The organism is Pseudomonas graminis (assembly GCF_004364335.1).
Lineage (GTDB): Bacteria > Pseudomonadota > Gammaproteobacteria > Pseudomonadales > Pseudomonadaceae > Aquipseudomonas > Aquipseudomonas graminis_D.
In genome coordinates, this window is sequence record NZ_SOCR01000010.1 from 92,316 (window position 1) to 113,535 (window position 21,220).

At 54.6% G+C, this 21,220-nt stretch carries 18 protein-coding genes; 8 read left to right on the forward strand and 10 right to left on the reverse strand.

Annotated elements, in window-relative coordinates:
* Window positions 1-339 precede the first annotated feature (339 nt).
* The 5 genes from EC919_RS19675 to EC919_RS19695 are packed head-to-tail and all read left to right on the forward strand — an operon-like array spanning window position 340 to window position 8,270.
* On the forward strand, window positions 340-1,278 hold the full coding sequence (locus EC919_RS19675; protein ID WP_133776041.1) for a DUF4007 family protein: 939 nt from the start codon (window positions 340-342) through the stop codon (window positions 1,276-1,278).
* Complete coding sequence (locus EC919_RS19680; RefSeq protein ID WP_133776042.1) at window positions 1,265-4,612, forward strand: ATP-binding protein; 3,348 nt, start codon at window positions 1,265-1,267, stop codon at window positions 4,610-4,612. The genes EC919_RS19675 and EC919_RS19680 overlap by 14 nt, the downstream gene beginning before the upstream one ends.
* Window positions 4,605-5,447 carry a phosphoadenosine phosphosulfate reductase family protein gene (locus tag EC919_RS19685; protein ID WP_133776043.1) on the forward strand — a complete coding sequence of 281 codons (843 nt, stop codon included), beginning with the start codon at window positions 4,605-4,607 and terminating at the stop codon, window positions 5,445-5,447. Before EC919_RS19680 ends, EC919_RS19685 begins: the two co-directional genes overlap by 8 nt.
* On the forward strand, window positions 5,426-6,094 hold the full coding sequence (locus tag EC919_RS19690; RefSeq protein WP_133776044.1) for a hypothetical protein: 669 nt from the start codon (window positions 5,426-5,428) through the stop codon (window positions 6,092-6,094). Before EC919_RS19685 ends, EC919_RS19690 begins: the two co-directional genes overlap by 22 nt.
* A gap of 1 nt (window position 6,095) precedes the next feature.
* The gene (locus EC919_RS19695) at window positions 6,096-8,270 is read left to right on the forward strand and encodes a DNA sulfur modification protein DndB (RefSeq protein WP_133776045.1); all 2,175 of its coding nucleotides are present in this window, start codon (window positions 6,096-6,098) and stop codon (window positions 8,268-8,270) included.
* Between the two features lie 608 nt (window positions 8,271-8,878).
* Here EC919_RS19695 and EC919_RS19700 read toward each other — a convergent pair.
* The 8 genes from EC919_RS19700 to exaC form a co-directional block, all read right to left on the reverse strand.
* Window positions 8,879-9,715, reverse strand: a complete 837-nt coding sequence (locus tag EC919_RS19700) for a macro domain-containing protein (protein WP_133776046.1) — start codon at window positions 9,713-9,715, stop codon at window positions 8,879-8,881.
* Entirely contained in the window at window positions 9,715-10,224 is a 510-nt protein-coding gene (locus tag EC919_RS19705) for a TIR domain-containing protein (RefSeq protein ID WP_074893155.1), read from the reverse strand. Before EC919_RS19705 ends, EC919_RS19700 begins: the two co-directional genes overlap by 1 nt.
* A 120-nt stretch (window positions 10,225-10,344) precedes the next feature.
* A complete protein-coding gene (locus EC919_RS27290; RefSeq protein ID WP_208295002.1) occupies window positions 10,345-10,587 on the reverse strand; it encodes a hypothetical protein in 243 nt (80 codons plus the stop codon).
* Window positions 10,588-10,595: 8 nt separating this feature from the next.
* Window positions 10,596-11,318: a S24 family peptidase gene (locus EC919_RS19710; protein ID WP_133776047.1), complete on the reverse strand. Its 723-nt coding sequence runs from the start codon at window positions 11,316-11,318 to the stop codon at window positions 10,596-10,598.
* A 440-nt stretch (window positions 11,319-11,758) separates the two neighbouring features.
* Window positions 11,759-12,286: an inorganic diphosphatase gene (ppa, locus tag EC919_RS19715; protein WP_133776048.1), complete on the reverse strand. Its 528-nt coding sequence runs from the start codon at window positions 12,284-12,286 to the stop codon at window positions 11,759-11,761.
* A gap of 107 nt (window positions 12,287-12,393) precedes the next feature.
* Window positions 12,394-13,212 carry a zinc-dependent peptidase gene (locus EC919_RS19720; protein ID WP_133776049.1) on the reverse strand — a complete coding sequence of 273 codons (819 nt, stop codon included), beginning with the start codon at window positions 13,210-13,212 and terminating at the stop codon, window positions 12,394-12,396.
* Window positions 13,213-13,216: 4 nt separating this feature from the next.
* The gene (locus EC919_RS19725) at window positions 13,217-13,864 is read right to left on the reverse strand and encodes a DedA family protein (protein WP_133776050.1); all 648 of its coding nucleotides are present in this window, start codon (window positions 13,862-13,864) and stop codon (window positions 13,217-13,219) included.
* Between the two features lie 382 nt (window positions 13,865-14,246).
* Complete coding sequence (gene exaC / locus EC919_RS19730; RefSeq protein WP_065988391.1) at window positions 14,247-15,767, reverse strand: acetaldehyde dehydrogenase ExaC; 1,521 nt, start codon at window positions 15,765-15,767, stop codon at window positions 14,247-14,249.
* A 476-nt stretch (window positions 15,768-16,243) separates the two neighbouring features.
* On the opposite strand from exaC, the gene mpl reads away from it, so the two are divergent.
* The 3 genes from mpl to EC919_RS19745 are packed head-to-tail and all read left to right on the forward strand — an operon-like array spanning window position 16,244 to window position 18,499.
* Entirely contained in the window at window positions 16,244-17,593 is a 1,350-nt protein-coding gene (mpl, locus tag EC919_RS19735; protein WP_133776051.1) for a UDP-N-acetylmuramate:L-alanyl-gamma-D-glutamyl-meso-diaminopimelate ligase, read from the forward strand.
* Window positions 17,590-18,219 (forward strand): flavin prenyltransferase UbiX, encoded by a 630-nt coding sequence (ubiX, locus tag EC919_RS19740; protein WP_065988388.1) that lies wholly within the window; start codon window positions 17,590-17,592, stop codon window positions 18,217-18,219. Before mpl ends, ubiX begins: the two co-directional genes overlap by 4 nt.
* Window positions 18,212-18,499: a YceK/YidQ family lipoprotein gene (locus tag EC919_RS19745; RefSeq protein ID WP_122536988.1), complete on the forward strand. Its 288-nt coding sequence runs from the start codon at window positions 18,212-18,214 to the stop codon at window positions 18,497-18,499. The genes ubiX and EC919_RS19745 overlap by 8 nt, the downstream gene beginning before the upstream one ends.
* A gap of 14 nt (window positions 18,500-18,513) precedes the next feature.
* Here the strand turns inward: EC919_RS19745 and EC919_RS19750 are convergent, their stop codons facing one another.
* Together EC919_RS19750 and EC919_RS19755 are read right to left on the reverse strand one after the other, a co-directional pair.
* Window positions 18,514-19,155: an oxidoreductase gene (locus EC919_RS19750; protein ID WP_133776052.1), complete on the reverse strand. Its 642-nt coding sequence runs from the start codon at window positions 19,153-19,155 to the stop codon at window positions 18,514-18,516.
* A 237-nt stretch (window positions 19,156-19,392) separates the two neighbouring features.
* Complete coding sequence (locus EC919_RS19755; protein ID WP_133776053.1) at window positions 19,393-21,087, reverse strand: C13 family peptidase; 1,695 nt, start codon at window positions 21,085-21,087, stop codon at window positions 19,393-19,395.
* Window positions 21,088-21,220 lie beyond the last annotated feature (133 nt).

Genomic DNA, 21,220 nt, shown 5'->3' on the forward strand with positions numbered 1-21,220 from the left:
TGAGTTCTTGACGCCGACGTTCTTGACGTATTGATTCTGGCGAATTACTAAGAAATCCTTTTTTGTACCCCACTGACGTATCGAGCGAGTATCACTTTGACACTTTTGCTGAATATGCGTGCTCCCACAGCCAGTCGAGGAATGCATAGTCCATGGCTATTGATGTTGCGCCAGTGATAGCTAAATGAAATTTAACGTCGCGTTTGGCAATATGGAAACCGTCAGCGCGAAAGGGCGAAGTAAAAAACTCAGCCCTCTTTAGGGCTGTGTATTTATACAGTACTATTGCTGCCTGAGCAGACTGGTGACTCCGTCCAGTCTGGGATAGTATTGGTGCCTATGATCACATTACGCCCTAACCAACGCCCCCAATTCTCGGGTCACGAGACCTTCCCTCTTCGTCAGCTTTGGCTGCGCAAAGCCTATGATGCTGTTGCCTACTATAGGAATTTAGGGCTTACCGCGCCCAAGACCGTATTTTCGGAGGATTCCGCCATCGCTCGGTTCGGGGTGGGGAAAAATATGGTCACGTCTATAAGGTTTTGGGCTACAGCCTGTCACATCATCGAGGAATCGGATGGTGGATTCGTGCCAACTGAATTGGCAGACATGCTGTTTGATCCGGAAACCGGGCTTGACCCGTTTGCCGAGCAGCCTGCGACTACTTGGCTCATGCATTGGTTTCTCGCAAGTAGTCCAGAGAAGACCACAACATGGTATTTCATCTATAACCACGTAGTTCAGCAGGTCTTCAAGCGAGAGAGCGTTGTCGATGCCTTGTCGGGAATGATTTCTGAACACAATCTGCGTATATCACTAGCAACACTGAAAAGAGATGTCGAGTGTTGTATTAGAAGCTATGTGCCCAGGCTTGGGGGCGATTCACCCGAGGAAATGAGTGAGCCCCTTCTTGGTGAATTGGGTTTGATTCAGCAAAACACCAAAGATAGCTTTGAATTTCGGCGTGGCGCCAAACGGTCATTACCTGAGGGCGTATTTGCGTATGCCTTACTCGACTATTGGGAAAACTTGGGTCAGTCGGGCTCAGTCATGGCGTTTGATCGTGTAGCTCACGACTATGGTTCTCCTGGTCGAGTCTTCAAGCTAGATGAGCATGCGGTAGCTGATCGCCTTATGGGGCTAGAGCAGCTGAGTAAGGGGCAGCTGCTATGGACGGAACAGGCTGGTATTCGGCAGGTTACTCGTCAGGGCAATGCACTGAACGATATTAAAAAAGCTAAAAACACATTTTTGAAGGCCGCCTATGCCAAAGCTTAAGCAGAATGCAGAGCCGAATGCTAAAAAGTTGTCGGATGTAGTTCATATTTCTCGGCAGTTTCTTCGCTCTGTTCGCTTAGATGCGGATCTAGGTCGTGATGATGCCTTGTCTGGTTACGTGTGCCAGGGTACGGCAAGAGCATTGCTTGAAAATATGGCTCGGCAGGTGACTGAAACTAAGCAGCGAGCATTCACATGGACAGGTCCATATGGAGGGGGGAAATCATCTCTCGCTCTTATGCTTTGTTCATTAGTCGGCTCTAATGAATTAGTTAGGGCAAAAGCAAAGAACATCCTAGATCTTCCCTCCGATAGCGTCGTTTATAAAGCTTTTGATGCTCGGGATAATGGCTGGGTAGTGGTGCCTTTAGTTGGAAAGCGGGCAAGTATCGTCAGTGAGCTTTCAAGTGCATTGGTAAAGGCCAAAGGTGAGGCACCCACCAAGAAAAAGTCTCATGATGTTGTTGGTGAGCTTCTTTCCACTGCTGAGCTCCATCCGCAAGGCGTGCTTGTAGTTATCGACGAATTAGGGAAGCTACTAGAAGCCGCGGCTCAAGATGGCGACGATATCTACATATTTCAAGAGCTTGCGGAGGCTGCGAGCCGTAGCAGTGGGAAACTTGTTATTGTGGGTATTCTACATCAGGCTTTTGATGCATATGCTTCAAGGCTCGGAAGGCAATCTCAAGATGATTGGACGAAAGTCCAAGGTAGATTTATTGACATACCCCTAGTTTCTGCCACAGATGAAGTAGTTGAACTTATTGGTAAGGCCATTGAGGTTTCAGTAGACGATCATTTAGTGGTGGCTCGTACTCAGTCGGATGCAATAGCTAAATCGATAAAGGCAAGAAGACCAAGTACGCCGCCTGGACTGAGTGCTGGGCTAACAAAATGTTGGCCACTTCACCCCATCACTGCCGGTCTTTTGGGACCGATTTCTAAGCGTCGATTTGGTCAGAATGAAAGAAGTACCTTCGGCTTTTTGGCTTCGAGAGAACCGCTGGGCTTTCTTGAGTTCTTGGAAGGAACAAACTGCTCCGATAATCTCACATACGGACCTGCGCGTTACTGGGATTATCTTAAAGCCAATTTAGAACCGGCTATCATTGCGTCCCCCGATGGTCATCGTTGGGCAGTCGCTTGTGATGCTGTTGAGCGGGCTGAGGCGAAGGGAGAATCACTGCACGTCGAGCTTACGAAAGTTGTCGCTCTCATTGAGATGTTTAGAAATGGCTCTGGGATAGTGCCAGAGGAGAAAGTGCTTTCAGCTTCAATCCCAATGATCTCTCCAGTGGATATACACAAGACACTAGCGGACTTGGTAAATTGGAAGATCTTGATTGAGAGGAAGCATCTCGGAGCTTACGGCGTTTACGCTGGCAGCGACTTTGATATCGAAGCGGCAGTCAATCAGGCTAGATATGAAATCGGTACTTATGCGCTCTCTCAAGTATCGGCCCTAAGTGATCTCCAGCCTATACTTGCTAAGCGGTTGTACCAAGAGACTGGGACCATGCGTTGGTTCGGTCGTCAGATAATTCGTTTATCTGAGGCTGGGGAGCACCTAAAAAAGTTAAAACCCGAAAGAAACAGTGTAGGGGCATTTCTTCTTTGTTTGCCTGAAGTTGGTCAGTCTGCCCAATCTGCTGATATGGCCGCTAAAAAGCTGAGCTCAGAAAATAGTGAGCGGGCGTTATTGTTTGGAGTTCCTGCAAACGCGGAAAAAATCGCAGATTTAAGTCTTGAGTTGGCGGCGTCTGAGCGAGTAATGCGGACGAGACCTGAGCTAGAGGGAGACTCAGTAGCAAAGCGTGAACTGACAGGCAGAGTTGCCGCAATTAAGTCTTCACTTGAGGAAGAGTTGACTGATGCGTTCAGTCTATCGAAGTGGTATCACAATGGAGTGATCCAGACGAGAGCAAAGTCGGCCTCTCTTTCCATGACGGCATCTGCGATTGCAAAAGAAATATTTTTCAAAAGTCCTCGTATATTGAGTGAGTTGATTAATAGAGAGGAGCTCTCTAGCAACTCCAGCAAGGCTCGTAAAGATCTTTTATACCGAATGATTTCGCATACGTTCGAAGCTGACTTAGGTTACCACAGTCACCCCGCTGACGCGGGTCTCTACTATACGGTCCTTCAGGGCACAGGTTTGCATGCGCATAGAGAGCAGGGGTGGGCTTTTGGCGCACCTCCTGCGGGTTATAAGTCTGATGATATGACATCTCTATGGTGGGATACGGAGAGTTATCTATTACAAGCTGGAAAGAGAACTACGCTAGCCTCCTTATATGAATTTTGGGGGGCGCCGCCCTATGGAGTTCGCTCGGGCCTGATGCCCGTTCTAGCGTTGGCTTTTTTCTTGGCCAATCGTTCCGCATTGGCGATGTATATAGATGAAGGATTCACGCCAGATATCACAGAAGCTGCTGTAGATGAGTGGCTCCAAGATCCAAAGAGAATTAGATTTCAGTTTGTTGAGGCATCCAAGGATAAGGCTAAGCTGGTATCAGCGATTGCTAATACGGTTTCTGTTTTTTCACAGCACGGTGCTGAAATTGAACCTTTAGACGCGGCTCGGGGGTTAGTGAGCATGGTAGTCAATTTACCTGCTTGGACTAGGAGAACTACCTCTGTATCTCAAATGGCTCAAGACGTTAGGGCTATGTTACTTAAAGCTAATGATCCACATAAAGTTATTTTTGCGGATCTGCCTACAGTTCTAGGGGCCCTTGATTCTGATGATCTGATTTCTAAGTTGAAACTCGTGACGGATGAGCTTTTCTCTGCCTATCCAGCGATGTTGGAGCGGGTGAAGGAAAAGCTGTTCTCCGCACTTGACCACTCTGGAAGAAGCGTGGAAGAGCTGCAAAGGCGAGCTACTGGGGTTAAAGGTATTACTGGTGACTTTTTGCTCGACGCATTCGCAACTCGCCTGGAAACATTTGATGGCGATACTGCCAGCGTTGAGAAAATAATTAGCTTGGCGACTAGTAAGCCACCAGCGCAATGGGTAGACCGCGATATTGACGCCGCCCTTTCGCAGATTGGCTCTTGGTCTATTGATCTCAGGAAGGAAGAAGCCATGGCCCCTTTGCATGGTAGACCTGCATCGCGGAGAGTCATTGGTGTGGTTTTTGGATCTAAGCATGGCCAAGACGCCACTGGATCAGTTGATATCGCAGAGACAGACGTTGTAGCTGTAGACGATGTTGTGAAGCGTCTGCTTGCCATGGCTCACAGCGAAAATCGAGACATTGTTATCGCTGCTTTGGCCGAGGCGGGAGCGCTTCTCATGAGTCAGCGGATTAAGGAGCAACGAAATGACTGAGCATCACGTCCTCGGGCTGTCCGGTGGTAAGGATAGTGCTGCGCTTGCCGTATACATGAGCCAACACTATCCTGATCTCAACATTCAATACTTTTTTACTGATACAGGCAAAGAACTCCCTGAAGTGTATGAATTTTTAGGCCGGTTGGAAGGTTTTTTGGGTAAGCCAATTGAGCGCCTTAACCCTCATAGGGATTTCGATTTCTGGCTTCGCCAATACAATAATTTTTTGCCGTCACCAAATACCCGATGGTGCACGCGAAAGTTAAAGTTAGATCCATTCAAGCAGTGGATTCACCCGTGGTTAAAAGCTGGTGATAGGGTTTACAGCTACGTGGCAATACGCGCTGATGAAGAGCACCGTGAGGGTATGATCGCAAGAGAAGATAATCTTGTGGTCAAACTTCCCTTCAGAGAAGGTGGTGTTGATAAGCCTGGAATTATCGATATTTTGGAAGCTTCTGGCCTTGGGCTACCGAAATACTACGACTGGCGCTCTCGTAGCGGTTGTACTTTTTGCTTCTTTCAGCAAAAAATAGAATGGGTAAACCTTAAGCAAAATCATCCCGACCGTTTTGAAGAAGCAAAGGAGTATGAAAAAAATGCTGTTGACAGCGGTTCTCCTTTTACATGGAGCCAAGGGGAATCATTAGTCGACCTTGAACAGCCTGAGCGGATTTCCCAAATTGTTTCTGATTTCAACGCCCGTAAGGAGCGTGAACGGTTGCGGCGTAAGCCGAACCCTCTTAGGGAGGTTACCGATGGGCCGATAGATATCGACGACCTATTTTTCTTAGATGAAGGTGGGGGGGCATGTTTGGTATGTCACAAGTGAGCGGTGACAATGGTCGATATGGTTGGCGCGAGCTAAGCACTGCTCCCGAAGCATCTGGGGTATATGCTTGGTATGCAAAACTTCTTATAGGTTCAGCCGATTTGACCGATTTTACAGATAACGTTAATCGGCTAAATATCAGAGGAGAGGATCCCCGAACTTACGTTGCAGAAGCTTTAGAAAGACTTATATTTCGACGCTATCATGAAGATAATTATCAAGTCACGGTCTCCGGTCCTCTTAAGCCGAGATACGTGGGCGAGGCCGCTCATCAAATATCTCTATCCCAGAGCTTAGTGGAAAGACTGTGTGCCGATCCGACACGGTTAGCGATCATTGCAGAAACATTGTCAGTCGCAGCTCCTGCATTTACCGCGCCTCTTTATATCGGAATGGCGACTTCTTTGCGGGAGCGGCTCATGAAGCATAAAACGCTTATAGAGAAACTTAGAGATGCCAAAAGCCGAAGATCTACAGAAGAGATGATTGATGGCGATGCGGGTTTCGCACGGCAGATAGTGGCCAGACAGTTTGACCCAACTAATCTTTTTGTTCATGTCCGTTTGGTTAATTCTATTAGCAACGAGCATGTCGATATTGAAAACGTCTTAAATCGAATTAATTTCCCTATTTTTGGAAGGAACTAAAATGGATCTTTTTATCGGCGACACACAATCTGCGCTTGATTTAGAATTGGATGGCACAATAGGTGAGTTTTCCGTTTCAAATAAGGAAAATAACCATAAGTCTATAGAGGTTAAGTATCTCTTGACTCATGTGAGCTTGGATGAACTTTCTACGAAGGATCAAAGGCTGTTAGATCAGCTTTCTCCTGTTAGAGAAGTCTTCAATTTGGATGAATTAGATTTTGATGAGATAATGCAGCGGGATATAGACGATGCAAGAGTTTCGCTGGAGCTTATTCCCTATCTTTTAGAGGATAAGAATTCAGGGTTGATTAAGTTGTTTCCACCTATCGTTGCTGTTGTACTTCCGTTGGAGCGACTTAGTAAAAGGCCCGCCAAGCACTATCCTAAAGTAACGACTAATAGGCAGCCATACTCACCGTCCCAACCTGATGTGCTAAAAGAAGTAATGATGTGCGGCGAAGATGGATTGGAAGTTTTTAGTTTTGAACAGATGTCAAAAAAAAATCAACGATACAAAGCAGATGGTGCAAAGCTGCGTATATCTACACAAAATTCCGCGTTAGCCATCGTCGATGGTCAGCATCGGGCGATGGCTTTGTTGGCCCTGTATCGAAATCTAAAAGGCGCATGGGGGCAGGCTGCCAGGCAGCCGTATAAGCATTATTACGAAGTTTGGCCTGAGTCAGTAATTAAAAAATTTGACACTCGTTCGATTCAATTGCCCGTTATGCTCTGCACTTTCCCTGACCTTGACAAAGATAATCTGGGTGATATAGACGTAGTGCGTGCGGCTCGAAGAATATTTTTGACGCTTAATAAAAACGCTCGTAAGGTCTCTGATTCTCGAAATAAACTACTTGATGATCAAGACCTAGCTTCTGAATGCCTTCGTGAAACACTATCGATTATTAAGTCTGCTAATACTCGCTCCGCATCCTCGTTAAGAATTTACAATGTCGAGCTGGATCAGCGTGACCGCTCGGTGATATCTAATCCCTTGGCAATAACTAGTGTTTCGCACCTTTATTATATCTGCGAGAGAGTTCTCTTCTTTTCAGATAGACTTTCTGGTCTTCAAAAGAATTCAATACGGATGGGCGCGAGGAAGGATGCCTCTGCTGCAATTGAGAGATTGCAATTAAAAGATATACTTTCCCAGCAAGAGCAACAAGAAACGAAACGAGATAATTATTCTGACAAAGTAGCCATGGCATTCAAAAAAAGCTGGAGCGAAATATTCGCACCGTTGGTCAATAGCTTGCTAGGCGATCTTCATCCTTATAAGTCGCACCAAACAGCAGTGCTTGAGCAATCAACGTGGTTGGATCGGCAGGCGGGGTCGGCAGCTCTGAAGTCTATGCTTTTCGATGGCCAAGGCACCTCTCGTACATTCGAAGATTTCGAGTCAAACCTTTCGCAAAAAATGAAAGATGATCCTTCTGAATGGGATGCCCCAGAAATTGAAGCCACTCGAAATACTATTGATACGTTAAATGAACAGCGTAAGGGCGTAGTAAAGGCCCTAAAGGACAAGCGTTCAACTAATTTTTACGAGAATCTTAAGTCGGGTGAGTTTAAAGCTCTGCTTAAAGCTAATCCTTCACAACTTCATCTTCAGAAACTATCTGATGAAGTTATTGAAAAAGTTTTTTCCACAACTGCTTTTCAAACTGCGCTTCTTATGACGTTTATCGACTCTACTGAAGCCGCAGTTGAGGCTGGCTGTCAAGTACCACAGTCCGAGCTTTTCACGGATTATGTAGTTCAGCTTAACAAGTTCTTTACTCCGGTTAAAGACTCGGATGTAACTCGAATGTCTGATGTTTTCATGGGTAAGTTGACTGTTCAAGATGGTGTGGTGACAATCGCGCCAACTAATACAAGCTTCAGGGATATCGTGCATCCTGGGTTGGAAATGCAACCAGATGAGTGGCCAAGATATCGTTATTTGATCTTAGAAATTTGGCGTCCTACAGAAGAAATCTTGAGAGGCAAGCTTGCCTCCGAGCGTAACGCTCTTCGCTTGCAGATTCAAGACCTACAGTATAAGAAGCTTGAAGAGTTACGGCAGAAAGAACTTAATGTAGTTGATTTGCCGGATGATGAGAGGCTTCAGGTTAGGGCTGCTTCAAAAGGCCGGTGCGATGAATGGTTCGCTCGGTTTCAAAAGTAATAGTATCTTATTAGCCCCTCCAGTAGGGGGGGTTTATGAGTGTTAAAAATCCGGCGCTTATATCTAAGTTATTTGCTAAGGGAGGCGGAAAAGTAAAATTAGATAGTCCGTCAACTTATTGGTTTGGTTGATAATTTATTAGGGCTTTATTGAAGCTAAAAAGATGCCTGATTTACTTATGGTTATGCTCCCGTTACGCTCTGTTTGTTGTCAAAGTAATCTTTGGGTAATTAGTGCTGCGCGATTATGCCCTAGATTCAGGTGTTAGTGACAGTTCTGGCAAGTGCCCTGTAAAATCTCAATGCTAAAAGCTACCTTATTGATACTCGGTATGAACGCACTAACAGGACGCAGTGACCTTTTCATTAAAGCCAAACGTACCCCCGGAAACATGAAATTTCTTTACTGGTATTACGCCACCTATGATGATTACCCCCTTATGGTGGATGCCCCTCCGTTTGTTGAGCAGTACTTGGAGAAGCTCTACCAACCCATGCGGAACACGTTGGTTGGTTATACTCTGGTATTCGCTTTCAGATTTGGTTTGAGAATACCGCATGGATAACCTTTACCTAGCGATACACTGACCAATCAGGTAATTCGAAGATTTAAGACATCGTTAGATGAGCAGATTCTCTGTCAAGTTTTCGGTAGTCGTCAGGCCGCACGACGATGCGCAATTCGTCGCAGACCTTAGAGTTGCGGGAGGCGAACATGAACGACAGCAGGGTGAAGCGGATGGCGTCCTGGGCCGGGAGCACGCTGGACAGTCGCGCCTGTCCGCCGCCGATCACCGGAATCGAGATCCTCCCGCCGTTGCCGCGCCGGGACACTTCGGCCCACAGCGCGAGCAAGCCCTTCCACACTTTGTCCGGCGTGGAGCGCGCGACGTTCTGGGCGTCCATCTCGCAATAGGCCAGGAAGAAGATCAGCCGGTGTGCATGTTTGAGGGTCGCAATGGTGCCGACACCGTATTGCACCTGTTTGCCTGGCTTGTTGAGCGTGCCGACGCAGGGCGTGTTGACCAGCGCGTCGTCCAGGTGCCGATCAAGTTCTTTCAGGTCGCCGCCGTAGAGCACCTGCAGCGCCTGGCCCTGCAGGCTGGAGGTGGCAATGATGTTCGGCGTTTCCGTGTCGAAGGTGTCGTTGGTGCCGATCACCAGATGGCCGGTCTCCTTGAGGATGTCCCCGGGCACGATGGTGATCCGCGTTTTCGGCGCGTTGTATTCCTCGGCAATCGGGCGCGGCCAGGCCTTGAACAGCGCGGCCGAAACTGACAACGCGATGATCGCTATCAGGATGCCGAAACCCTCCATCGCATGGCTGCCGGGGTAAATGACGTTGAAAGTCTGCATGATCGTCGACAGTCCGCCGACGCAGGCGAACAATGCCACCAGGAAGTGGCGCCAGAAGCGCCACGTTTGCATGTCTTGAAGAATGGTCATCACATGCCCAACTCGTCGTAGATTCTGCCCACATACCGATGGGGACCCTGCATCTCGCTCTTCGCGTAGCCGTCGACGTAGTTGTCCAGCGCGTACTGAATGATTTTCGGCTGGAAAGAAACCGAGACGCTGAAGTGTTTTTGATCGATGAGCGGCTGGGGAATGTTGTCCATGACGATGTTTCTGCTTTGGCAGAGATTCGCGATGACGATGGGAAGATCGAGTTCGAGAATGACCTCGATCTCATAGGCGAGAAACGAATCCCCGTCGCCGCCTTTGCGACGGCCATCTTCGCTGCCGAGAAAGATGACTTGCTTGGTGTTGTTCAGGCGTTCGCGAAGTCGGCGTTTGATGGTCTCTGGCGAACTGCTGTCCCGCGCTTCGAACAAGTCATGGGCATTGAAAAAGTCGAAGTCAATATTCTCGTTCTGCTTCCAGGCTTTCATCAGCCAGTAATGTTTGATGTCTTCACTGGCGAACGCGATGTAAGTCTTGTTGCGATAACTCATGATGAACTTCCTGTAGTGAAACGAAGGCGGTTGTTCGCTTCGTTGGTTAAGGCGCTCAGTCCATTGATTGCCGATTGACGGGCGCGTGGAGGCGCCGCGTGGGTTAGCGGTTTGACGTATTCATGGGAAGTTAAAAAGCCGGCTTGTGGCCGGCTTCTCGGTGACGGGTTTGATTAGTTTTTGGCTAACCGCACCCGTCCGCAAAAGTGCGCGCTGCGAGGAGGCGCTTGTCAGGTAGGCCGGGCAGGTCGCGGAGACGATGCCAGGTCGATCACCCATCCGCGTGTGGCCGACGGGTGCTGAAACGAAGGCGTGCAGGATACCCATGTTGCTAGCGTCTGCCCAGTTCTGAAACACGCTCATTGCGCACCTCACCGCAACGTTGCCGGATGGCGACGGTTATTGAGCGTCGACCACCAGAAGATCCACCCCAGAATCTGAATGTGCTGCGCCTGCACCTGTTCGGCGCTGAAGATCTCGTCCGGGTACTCGGCGCAATTGTGGCTGCGCAGGCGCAAACCGCCGCCCGGCAGGCGATACAGGTATTTCACCCGGAGCATGCCGTCGTGTTCGAGGGCGTACATTTCCCCGTCGATGACTTGCACGCGGCCGCGATCAATGCCGATCAGCGAACCGTCCTGAATCTTGTCCGCCATGCTGTTGCCGACCATCGCCACGCAAATCGCGTTGTGCAGCTCCACGTCCATGGTTTCAAGCACGCGTCGGGACAGGCGCACTTTGTGGTTATGGATTTCGCCGACGGCGGTCCTGCCGGAGCTTTGCGTCTGCAATTCGGTGTAGACCGGCATTTCCAGTTCTTCGCGCACGCTTCGCTCGGCCCGGGTTGGTTGGCTGTCTGGCGGCTGGGCAATGAGGCGGTCCTGTCCGGGGTGCTTTGGGCCCTCGCCGCTGCGCAGCCAACGCGCGTTGACGCTCAGCAGTTCAGCGACTTCTTCAATGCGCGCCATGGGGATGCCGCGCTTGAACCAGTTGTTCACGTGTTGCGGCGTAACTTTTCGGTTGGCGGCAAAGTCCGTTGCGGAGAGATGGCACTCTCGCAGAAGGCCGCGCAGTCGATCACCTGATGTATTCATGGACCGAAGTTTACGGCGGCTTGAAGCTCGTTTAAATGAACGAAGTGTTCAAATGAGCTGGCCGTCATGCTTGCGCGTGAATGTAGGGATTACAACCTTCGGCTGTTTTTGTAGGCCGATGCGTTCACTGTTTTCGTTTGCGTCAACAATGGTTGAAACCGATGTGATTGATAGGTTTTAGCGATTAACGGGCACAGGCGCCCGACTAAAGCGGATGTCGGGGAAGTTTGAGTTAATCGATGTTGTTAAAACTAGAAAATCAGACGGCCCCTTTAAACACATTGTGTGCGCAAAGCGAGTTTTAAACATGTGTGTAATGACGGAGGGCGAAAAAAACGGGATTCACGGGGGGAGGGGGCACAAAAACACAGGGGCAGGGGACGTGGGTGTAAAAAGTGGCCCCGTCGAAGCGGCGAGCGCTTCGGCGGGGCACAACCGGATCAGCCCTTGTAGGCGGCGACCGATTTGGTGATCGCTTCGCGAGCGGCGTCAGCGCCAGCCCAGCCTTCGATCTTCACCCACTTGCCTTTTTCGAGGTCTTTGTAGTTCGCGAAGAAGTGCTCGATCTGCTGGATCAGCAGCGCTGGCAGATCGGTGTATTCCTTCACGTCCACGTACAGCTGGGACAGCTTGTCGTGGGGGACTGCGATGATTTTGGCATCGCCGCCGCCGTCGTCGGTCATGTTCAGCACGCCAACCGGACGGGCGCGAATCACGGAACCCGGTGTCACCGGATAAGGTGTCACGACCAGCACGTCGAGGGGGTCGCCGTCGTCAGCCAGGGTGTTAGGGATGAAACCGTAGTTGGCCGGGTAGAACATCGGGGTGGCCATGAAACGGTCAACGAAAAGGCAGTCGCTATCTTTGTCGATTTCGTACTTGATCGGCGCGTGGTTGGCCGGGATCTCGATTGCGACGTAGATGTCATTCGGCAGGTCTTTACCGGCCGGAATTTTGCTGTAGCTCATTGGGCTTTGCCCCCTTGGTTGACCATTCAGAATCTGGCATGCAACGCCAAAAAGTGGCCCGGATTATAGGCACATTCCTGAAGCGTTGCCATGCGTGACGGCGGGCTTCAGGCGTCGTGTTGAGCCTGATAGACCGGGTTGTCGCGCTGAAGTGCCGTCAGCCGCGCCAACGGATCCTGCCGATAGAACGCTTTCAGTTGCCCGTAGACGGCGGGATAGGCCTCGACGAGCAAATCCGGTGCGCTAAAGAAGTATTCGCTGATGACCGCAAAGAACTCGGCGGGGTTTTCCGCCGCGTAGGGATCGATGGCAGTCTCGGCGTCCGGGTTGGCGTCGAGTTGCCGATTGAGATCATCGTACGCGCTCTGCATGGCGCTGGCCCAGTCACTGACGCGCATGTCGTGGTGCAGCGGCGGCAGCCCGTTTGCTTCGCCGTTGAGCATGTCCAGCTTGTGCGCCAGTTCGTGGATCACCAGGTTATAGGCTTCCCATCCGCCGCTGGTCAGCACGCCGGGCCAAGCCAGAATCACCGGGCCCTGGGACCACGCCTCGCCGCTGTGCTCGCCGTCCCATTCGTGCTCGACGCCGCTGGCATCGCGGTGGCGTTGCGGGCTGATGAAATCGTCGCCGTAAAGGATGATCTCGTGAAAACCCTGATACCAGTTCAGATCGCCCAGAGCGAGCAACGGCAACTGCGCTTGAGCAGCGAGAAACAGCCGCGATTCATCGTCCAGCTCGACGCCTTCGAGCGCGGTCAGGTGTTTGGCTTGCAGAAACAGCACGCAGCTGTCGAGCAGGTAGCGGTCCTCTTCGGCGCTCAGGCCGTCGAGGATCGGCAGGCGCTGGCGCACGCGCTCCCACAGTTGCGGATCGACCGGATGGCGGGCCAGCGTGCGCCGTTTGCGCCATTCCCGGAACGACCACATGGGCTCAGCGCGCCTCGGCGGAGCGACCTGCGCGGCTGCGGATCAGGCCGATGATCATCGGCAGCAGCGAGAGCAGAATGATCGCCAGCACCAGCAGCGTCAGATTCTTCTTGATGAAAGGGATGTTGCCGAAGAAGAAACCCAGGGTCACCAGCCCGCCGACCCACAGCACCGAGCCCAGCGCGCTGAACCCGAGAAAGCGCAGGTACGGCATGCGGCCAAGACCGGCCACGAACGGCGCGAAGGTGCGGATGATCGGCAGAAAACGCGCGAGGGTAACGGTCTTGCCGCCGTGGCGACCGTAGAACTCCTGGGTTTTGGTCAGGTAATCGCGCCGGAATATTTTCGAATTCGGGTTGCTGAACAGCCTGTCGCCGGCGGTGCGGCCGATGATGTAGTTGGTGCTGTCGCCAAGTATCGCCGCTGCCATCAGCAGGCACGCCAGCAACACCGGGTCCATGCCGCCACCGGCCGCCACGGCGCCCGCGATGAACAACAGCGAGTCGCCCGGCAGGAACGGCATGACCACCAGGCCGGTTTCGCAAAAGATCACCAGGAACAAGATGGCGTAAACCCAGGTGCCGTATTGGGTCACAAGCAGGTCGAGGTAAACGTCGAGGTGAAGAATCAGATCAAGCGGATTGAAATCCATGTAGGCACCTGGTTTTGAGACCCGATCCGGGTCGTGCGGGGCGAAGAGGGGAAATGTGCGCGGCATTATAGAGGCATGCAATGCAATGTGGCTGTAGCGGGCGTCGCGACATACCGTTTCTGTCAATCGCACTGACTTTGTAGGCGCGCGCTTGTTCTGGATCGCCTCGGGACGAACACGGACTGTCAGCGCTCACAATGTTCACGGACACACTGCGATTCTGTAGGAGCCGGCTTGCTGGCGAACCCACCTTGTCAGCAAACATTGATGTACCTGACCTGCCGCGTTCGCCAGCAAGCCGGCTCCTACAGATTGCATCGTCGCTATCTGCCAACAAAAACGGCCTCCGAAGAGGCCGTTGCTTGTCACCCGAACGCGCTAATCAAAAGAAGCCCAGCGGATTGATGTCGTAGCTCACCAGCAGGTTTTTCGTCTGCTGATAGTGCTCAAGCGCGACCTTGTGGGTTTCGCGGCCGACGCCGGATTTCTTGTAGCCGCCGAACGCCGCATGGGCGGGATACAGGTGATAGCAGTTGGTCCACACGCGACCGGCCTTGATTGCCCGGCCTACGCGATACGCGCGATTGATGTCGCGGGTCCAGACGCCGGCACCCAGGCCAAACTCGGTGTCGTTGGCGATGGCCAGCGCTTCCGCCTCGTCCTTGAAGGTGGTCACGCTCACCACCGGGCCGAAGATTTCTTCCTGGAAGACGCGCATCTTGTTGTTGCCTTTGAGCAGCGTCGGCTGGATGTAATAACCGGTCGCCAGCGAGCCCTCGAGCTTCTCGACCTTGCCGCCGGTCAGCAACTCGGCGCCTTCGCCCTGAGCGATTTCGAGGTACGAGAGAATCTTGTCGAACTGCTGCTGAGACGCCTGCGCGCCGACCATGGTGTCGGTGTCCAGCGGATCGCCGCGCTGGATCTTCAAGACCTTCTTCATCACCACTTCCATGAACTGCGGGTAGATCGATTCCTGAACCAGGCAGCGGGACGGGCAGGTGCAGACTTCGCCCTGGTTGAAGAACGCCAGCACCACGCCTTCCGCGGCTTTGTCGATGAACTCCGGCTCGGCCTGCATGATGTCTTCGAAGAAGATGTTCGGCGACTTGCCGCCCAGTTCCACGGTGGACGGGATGATGCTGTCAGCCGCCAGCTTCATGATGTGCGAACCCACCGGCGTCGAACCGGTGAAAGCGATCTTGGCGATACGCTTGCTGCTGGCCAGCGCTTCACCCGCTTCGCGCCCATAACCCTGCACGACGTTGAGTACGCCTTTTGGCAGCAGATCACCGATCAGCTCCATCAACACGGTGATGCCCAGCGGCGTTTGCTCGGCGGGTTTGAGGACGATGCAGTTACCGGCGGCGAGGGCCGGCGCGAGTTTCCAGGCGGCCATCAACAGCGGGAAGTTCCACGGGATGATCTGCCCGACCACGCCCAGCGGCTCGTGGATGTGATAGGCCACGGTGTTGCCGTCGATCTCCGCAGCGGAGCCTTCCTGAGCACGCAGCACGCCGGCGAAGTAACGGAAGTGGTCGACTGCCAGCGGGATGTCGGCGTTGAGGGTCTCGCGCACGGCTTTACCGTTGTCCCAGGTCTCGGTGACGGCCAGCAACTCCAGGTTCTGTTCGATGCGGTCAGCGATTTTCAGCAGGGTCAGCGAGCGTTCCTGCACCGAGGTTTTGCCCCACGCATCGGCAGCAGCGTGTGCGGCGTCGAGGGCCTTGTCGATGTCTTCGGCGGTGGAACGTGGGAATTCTGCGATCAGCTTGCCGGTGATCGGCGAGATGTTTTCGAAGTACTGGCCTTTGACCGGCGGCACGAATTCGCCACCGATGTAGTTGCCGTACTGGGTCTTGAAGGTAACGATTGAGCCTTCAGTACCGGGGTGGGCATAACGCATGGTGAATATCTCCTGGTCTTGTGATTGTCTGGGGATAACGCGTTGCGGCGCATGGGTAGAGCGTAGAGCAAAGCGCGGGCGGGTACCAACGGCATCGGCATCAGTTCTGCGGTGTGACGCGTGACGCCTTCCCGGCTGAAGCCGGTCCTACATGGGGATCGCGGTCCCACTCAGTATGTGCTTCTTGGCCGGCAAATGAGGCCAGGGCGGGAAAACGGAATAATGCTGGCTGACATGCATCCTGTAGGAGCGAGGCTTTTCAGTGGGACCGGCTTCAGCCGGGAATAGGCCGGTGTGGGCGCCATCGATTCTGCGGTGTGACGCGTGACGCCTTCCCGGCTGAAGCCGGTCCTACGACGCGTTCACTCACAATCACGTGGGTCGTCCCCAAGCGCGGCAGCCGCTCTCGGTAATTCCCCCGTGCGCATCCACTGCCTTCTACGCTAACCTGCGGCCCATGTTCTAAGAGGTCGGTCATGCACATTCATATTCTGGGTATCTGCGGCACGTTCATGGGTTCGTTGGCGGTGCTCGCCAAGGATCTGGGCCATAAAGTCACGGGCTCCGATGCCAACGTTTACCCGCCGATGAGCACGCAGCTCGAAGCGCAGGGCATTCAGTTGATGCAGGGTTACGACCCTTCGCACCTCGAACCGGCACCGGATCTGGTGGTGGTCGGCAACGCCATGTCGCGCGGCAATCCCGCGGTCGAATATGTCCTGAACAAAGGCCTGCCCTACGTTTCCGGGCCGCAGTGGCTGGCCGATCACGTCCTTCGCGGTCGCTGGGTGCTGGCCGTCGCAGGCACCCACGGTAAAACCACCACCAGCAGCATGCTCGCCTGGGTGCTGGAGCACGCCGGCATGGCCCCGGGCTTCCTGATCGGCGGCGTGCCGCAGAACTTCGATGTTTCGGCGCGTCTGGGGGATACGCCGTTCTTCGTCGTCGAGGCGGATGAATACGACAGCGCCTTCTTCGACAAGCGCTCCAAGTTCGTCCATTACGGCCCGCGCACCGCCATTCTCAACAACCTGGAATTCGATCACGCCGACATCTTCCCGGATCTGCCGGCCATCGAACGGCAGTTCCACCACCTCGTGCGCACCATCCCGAGCGAAGGCCTGGTCATTCACCCGACCACCGAGCCCGCCCTTGAGCGCGTGATTCGAATGGGCTGCTGGACGCCGGTGCAAACCACGGGCGAGGGCGGCCAATGGCAAGCGAATCTGCTCAGCGAAGACGGTTCAACATTCGAAGTGTTGTTCGAAGGTGCAGTTCAGGGCGTCGTCGATTGGGGCATGACCGGCCAGCACAACGTGGCGAATGCCTTGGCCACCCTCGCCGCTGCCCGCCACGTGGGCGTTGTGCCGCAGCAGGGCGTTGAGGCGTTGAGTGCTTTCAAAAGCGTGAAGCGGCGCATGGAGAAGGTCGCCGAAGTGCGCGGCATCACCATTTATGACGACTTCGCCCACCACCCGACCGCCATTGCCACCACGCTGGACGGTCTGCGCAAGAAGGTCGGCGATGCGCCGATCATTGCCATCGTCGAACCGCGTTCCAATTCCATGAAGCTCGGTGCCCACCGCGACGGTCTGCCCGAAAGCGTCGTCCAGGCCGATCAGGTGGTCTGGTATGCGCCGGCCAATCTGGGGTGGGATCTGGCGGCAACAGCGGCCCAGTGCACCATTCCGTCACTGGTCTGCGACAGTCTCGACGGCATCATCGATCTCGTGAAAAACCAGGCTGAGCCCGGCACCCACGTGGTCATCATGAGCAACGGCGGTTTTGGCGGCCTGCACGGCAAACTCGCGGAGGCCCTGCAATGAGCGGCCCGGAACGCATCACCCTGGCAATGACCGGCGCTTCCGGCGCGCAATACGGTCTGCGCCTGCTGGACTGCCTCGTGCGCGAAGACCGCGAAGTGCATTTCCTCATTTCCAAGGCCGCGCAGCTGGTCATGGCCACCGAAACCGACGTCAACCTGCCGCCCAAACCGCAGATGATGCAGGCCTTCCTTAACGAATACACCGGCGCGACCGCGGGCCAGATTCGGGTGTACGGCAAGGAAGACTGGATGTCACCGGTGGCGTCCGGTTCCGGTTCGCCCAGTGCGATGGTCGTGGTGCCGTGTTCGACCGGAACGCTGTCGGCAATCGCCACGGGCGCCTGCAACAACCTGATCGAACGGGCTGCGGACGTGACGTTGAAGGAGCGCCGGCAGTTGATTCTGGTGCCCCGCGAGGCGCCGTTTTCCAGCATCCATCTGGAGAACATGCTCAAGCTGTCGAACATGGGCGCGGTGATTCTGCCGGCGTCGCCCGGTTTCTATCACCAGCCGCAGACGATTGATGATCTGGTGGATTTCGTCGTCGCACGAATCCTCAACTTGCTCAACATCCCTCAGGACATGCTGCCGCGTTGGGGCGAGCATCATTTTGGCGCCGATGAATAAGCTTGTGGTCATCGCGCTGGGCCTGTTGCTGACGACAGGCTGCTCGACGGTCCGCACCCTCGACGCCAACCAGCCCGGCGCACCGGTTGTGTACGCCGGGACGCGACTGGACCTGTACGCCATCGAAGGGGGCTGCTGCGAGAAGGATCGCTTCGGCACCGAGGCGCCGAAATACCCGATGCTCGACCTGCCCGGCAGCGCGCTGCTCGACACGCTGCTGCTGCCGTTGTCGATTCTGACCGCGCTGGGCGTGGGATTCCAGGCTACGGGCGGGATGTAGCGCCTGTCGGGGAGTTATTTCCCCAGCCGGCGCAAATCATCCGACTCAACCACCCGCACGCCGTCCTGCTCTTCCAGCGCCAGACGCCATAGCGCGCGGGCGAGGTTGCAGGCTTCGATGCCGCCGTATTTGCCGGGAATCAGCTTGGCAATCGGCCCGGCCAGTTGTTCCACCAGACGCTGATCCTGCCGCTCGCCAATCAACAGCGACGGCTGGACGATGGTCAGTTGCGGCCAGCCCTGAAGCTTCAGCGCTTCTTCCATCTCGCCTTTGACGCGGCTGTAAAAGATGCTCGATTGCGGGTCGGCGTTCACCGCGCTGATCACCAGCAGGTGACGCGCGCCCAGCTCGCGGGCACGTTTGCCGAATGCGACGACCATGTCCAGATCCACCGCCCGAAACGCTTCCTGGGAACCGGCCTGTTTGATCGTGGTACCCAGGCAGCAGAAAGCGATGTCGACAGGGCCTGCCAGTGTGGGCAGCAGGTTCTGAAGATCGCCGACGGGGTTTTCCAGACGTGGATGTTCAGCCAGAGGACGACGGCTGGGGGCGAGAACGCGGGTGACAGTGGGTTCGTTAAGCAGGCGGTCGAGCAAGTGCTCGCCAGTCAATCCGGTAGCTCCGGCAAGCAAAATGTGCTGAGGCGTCAAGTACATGATCTTTCTCCCTTGATACGCCACAAGCATAGGCGCTGTACCGGAACAGACTGCGGGCGACGCGGGAGGGTTTCACAAAAACACATGAAATGTTCATGCATCTCGGTGTTTAGGCCTGCCTCAATCCGTAGGAGCCGGCTTGCTGGCGAACCCGATCGAGCATTCAACATCGCAGCGCTTCAACGAATGCTTTCGCCAGCAAGCCGGCTCAAACAGGTTCCGCGTCATCGGCGGCACTCAGCGTCGAACGGTATTCAGCGCCCGCTCCGCCTGACTCTTGCGCAGCTGCCGCCAATGGTTGACCACGCCTTTCGGCGCCCACATCTGCGGCTCGGAGGCCTCGAAGCTTTCGTCCGTCTCACGCTGGGCGACGATGTCTTTTGCTTCATTGAACGCTTGCACCAGATCGTCGGTTTCCACCAGCGCCTTGCCGAACAGCGCTTCGCCGAAGTAGGTGAAATCGGCCTCTTCAGAACAGCCAAAGGACACGCGATCTTCACGGGATGCGGTAATCACCATCGTCCGCTCGTCCTTGATCGCCGGAATGAAACCGCCCGAATAGCACGCAGAAATCACCACCACCTTGTCGCGATTCTTCAGCGGCGCCAGCACGCCGGCCATCTCGTTGGCGGGCAGGTCGGACAGCTCCAGACGCGGCTGATCCAGCACCAGCTCGTGTTCATGGGTGCCGTGGCTGGTCAGGTAAATGAAGATCAAGTCTTCCGGACCGCTGCGCTTGGCCAGCGTTTGCACGGCGCGGCTGATGGTCTCGCGCGTGGCCAGCGGGCGATCGGCCATGTGATCGCGATGGTTGACCAACGTGATCTGGCCGGAAGCACCGAAGCGCGTGGCGAGCAGCTTGTTGACGTAATCGGCCTCGCGCAGGAAGACGCTCTGCTTGCCATCACCACCCACAACGAGGCTATACAGCTCGATGGCCGGCGTGGAGGCGGGCACGGCGGCGAGGGCTTTCTCGACCAAGGCGCCCTGGGCGAGCAAGCCGATTTCCAAGGGATCCGGCAACAGCTTCCCCGCCGCGTCGCGCACGCGCTGGCCGTTGGACCAGGTGCCGCTCTGGACTTCGCCTTCCGCCGTGGTCAGCACGCCGCTGCCTTGATAGTTGTCGTTCTCGAATTGCCCGATGTACACGCTGCCGTCCGGGAGCTTCAGGCTGCCTGAACCGGAGAAACGCCAGTTTTTGAAGTCACCTTGATAACGCGTGCCGTCGGAGCCGATCAACTCGCCCTTGCCGGTGAACGCGCCATCCTTGAACTGGCCCGACCAGACATCGCCATCGGCGTTTTCGTAGCGACCGCGGCCATTGAGCTGATTGTTATGGAAACCACCGACGTACTGATCACCATCGGCGCTGTTGAAATTACCCGTGCCCTCAAGCTGGCCGTCGACGAACTTGCCGCTGAACTGGTTGCCCGCCGAATCGTTGCGCTGGCCTTCGCCGTTGGGTTTGCCGTGGGCAAACTGGCCCTGATACTCGCTGCCGTCGTCCAGTTCCAGATGCCCGGCGCCGTCATACAGATCGGCCTTGAACTCGCCGCGATAACTCATGCCGTGCTCTTTGAGCGTGCCTTCGCCGTCGCGCCGCCCCAGCTTGTAGCCGCCGACGTAGCTGCCGGCGCTGGTGGTCAGCGAACCCTGGCCATGGAAAAGCCCGTCCTGAAACCCGCCCCGGTAGACGTCGCCATTGCTGGCGTGCCACTCGCCCTGGCCGTTCCACTGCCCGTTTTTGAATTCCCCGGCGTACCAGCTGCCATTGGGGTAATCGATCCGGCCCTTGCCCTGAAGCACGCCATTGATCACGTCGCCGCGATAGCGTCCACCGTCGGGCAGGCGAGCGTCCGGGGGCAACAGCGATTCGCCGTCGCCGCAAGCGGTGAGAAGTAAGGTCAGGGCCAAAGGAGCAAACGCGCGCATGGTAAATCCCGAAAATAAGATGTTTCGGCGTGATCTGATCGCGTACGTGTATCGAGTCGCTCACACAGCCGCAGCGAGTATGCCGCAGCGAGGAACGCTCATGAAACAGTCTGTTACGACTGTTTCATGTTTC